Source organism: Ciceribacter ferrooxidans (genome assembly GCF_004137355.1).
GTDB lineage: Bacteria > Pseudomonadota > Alphaproteobacteria > Rhizobiales > Rhizobiaceae > Allorhizobium > Allorhizobium ferrooxidans.
The window spans coordinates 1-260 of record NZ_SDVB01000169.1 but is presented as its reverse complement, the minus strand read 5'-3'; the positions used below and the strand labels follow the sequence as shown (position 1 = coordinate 260).

General features: G+C 62.3%; 1 protein-coding gene. It reads left to right on the top strand.

Annotation, left to right across the window (positions count from 1 at the left end):
• Positions 1-50: 50 nt before the first annotated feature.
• Positions 51-260: hypothetical protein (locus EUU22_RS04335; protein WP_205687855.1), on the top strand; the 210-nt coding region annotated here is incomplete at its 3' end.

Below are 260 nucleotides of genomic sequence, written 5' to 3'. Positions count from 1 at the left end.
CGGGCTAGCGTGAACTCATCATCCGATACCTCAACGCGGAAGGCGCTGCCATGGCTGAGAAAGAAGTGGTGATCGTTTACGCCGCAGCGTACGAGACTGTCGAAGCCGCGGTGGCCGACATGAACGCCATCGAGCAGCTGCACAAGGACGAGATGATCGGGCGGTACGACGCTGCCGTGATCGACAAAGAGGACCACCGGCCGCGCATCGTCAAGCGGATGGATCGCCCGCACCTCCGTGTCATCCCGGAGTGGTTCGGG